Here is a 1,622-nt window from a genome sequence, read left to right on the forward strand (position 1 = left end):
GGTCAGATCTGCGCCCATTTCAGCGGCAAATTCCAGTTGCTGATCATTAACATCAATAGCAATAACTTTGGCATTGAATACATTTTTCGCGTATTGCAAAGCCAGATTCCCTAAGCCACCCAGACCGTAAATCGCGATCCATTTGCCCGGCTGAATACCGGAGACTTTAACAGCCTTATAGGTGGTCACGCCCGCGCAGGTCACGCTGCTCGCTGCTGCAGATTCCAGACCATCCGGCACTTTCACCGCATAATCGGCGGACACAATGCACTCTTCTGCCATGCCGCCGTCAGTCGTGTAACCGGCGTTTACCACATCGCGGCAGAGTGTTTCGTTACCGGTAGTACAATATTCACAGTGCCCGCAACCTTTGAAGAACCAGGCGACGCTGGCGCGGTCGCCAACTTTCAGAGCCGTCACTCCGGGGCCGATTTTCTTAACGATACCAATCCCTTCATGCCCCAAGATGACGCCTGTTTTGTCACCAAAATCGCCGTTTTTCACATGCAGATCGGTATGACAAACACCACAGCACTCCATTTCTAAAAGTGCTTCACCATGTTCCAGGTCACGCAGAGTCTTCTCAACGACGCCCACAGAGTGGTCTTTATTAACAACAGCAGCTTTCATTTTCCTTTCCTCATCATTGTGGCGGAGCCTCAACGTTACAATGCTATCCGTCAGCCTGCAAATGAGAAGGAATCGCTTTTACAACCATGATCAAGAAGATAGCGGAAAGTTTTATTGCCATACGTACGTCATCACTCAACCCGTTTCACATCCGGAAAGCGTTCACTCGCTGACTCATGAAAGATATCGCCGAACCAACCGGGGATCTCTTCCTCCGTCATATCATCGGGAATGATGATGTCGTAAAGCCGTGAAAATTTTCTCTCGGCCATATCGGCACGGAAAACCTGCCAGCCATCAGACACTTTCTTAACGCCGAGATAACGGCCAAAAACGTGATAAATCAGCATATGTCTCCTTTCGTAGGCGGCATGGGGGTTAAGGGGAATCAGGGTGACAACAATCAGGCATGTTCAATGCCATTGCCAGATCATGGGACGGAACATGCCTTCGGATGGGGAAATTAAAGGATCTTTTTCATTGAAGGAGAAGCGTGGAAAATGAAATCGTTCCTTTCATAGAAGGGAATTGCTTCTTTCCTTGCATCAAGAAAAACAAAATTCATCTCTCTGCTTTTAGCCTCACTGACAGCGAAATCGAGAAGCAACTTACCGGTACCCGAGTGGCGATCCTTCTCATCCACGACCAGATCATCAATATGCAGATGAGAACCTCGTGCCAGCGTGTGTACGGGTCTTATGCCCATCACACCGATAATTCTTCCTTCAAGGGTAGCGGCAACGAGCTCATATCCATTCAGAGTTTGAACTCTCACGCTTCTTAAAAATTCGTCTTGGGTGAGGTTTCTTAGTTGAGCAATGATCGGGAATGCGCTTTCCCACTCTGAAGGGAGTAACTTTTTAATCAGAACAGTCATAAAACATCCAATTCAATAAGCAGAGCTATTATTTATAGGATTATTATTATTATGTTGCAATGCAAATCGCTGTAATTGCAGGCATCGGCTCTCACTGAATAGGCACTCTCTTCTT

General features: G+C 47.2%; 3 protein-coding genes. All 3 read right to left on the minus strand.

Annotated elements, in window-relative coordinates; all coding sequences use genetic code 11:
- The coding region (gene adhP / locus EYY67_RS24225; RefSeq protein ID WP_131694600.1) for an alcohol dehydrogenase AdhP at window positions 1–630 on the minus strand (630 nt) is incomplete at its 3' end.
- A gap of 131 nt (window positions 631–761) precedes the next feature.
- Window positions 762–980, minus strand: a complete 219-nt coding sequence (locus tag EYY67_RS24230; RefSeq protein WP_131694601.1) for a DUF7661 family protein — start codon at window positions 978–980, stop codon at window positions 762–764.
- Window positions 981–1,093: 113 nt separating this feature from the next.
- Window positions 1,094–1,507, minus strand: coding sequence for a GNAT family N-acetyltransferase (locus EYY67_RS24235; RefSeq protein WP_131694602.1), 414 nt, complete (start codon window positions 1,505–1,507; stop codon window positions 1,094–1,096).
- Window positions 1,508–1,622: the final 115 nt, after the last annotated feature.

It is taken from the genome of Rahnella victoriana, assembly GCF_004330295.1.
Taxonomy (GTDB): Bacteria; Pseudomonadota; Gammaproteobacteria; order Enterobacterales; family Enterobacteriaceae; genus Rahnella; species Rahnella victoriana.

What these genes read in the sequence shown, in the direction of transcription:
- EYY67_RS24230 (WP_131694601.1), bottom strand. Translation starts at nt 980, where the DNA reads ATGCTGATTTATCACGTTTTTGGCCGTTATCTCGGCGTTAAGAAAGTG.
- EYY67_RS24235 (WP_131694602.1), bottom strand. Translation starts at nt 1,507, where the DNA reads ATGACTGTTCTGATTAAAAAGTTACTCCCTTCAGAGTGGGAAAGCGCA.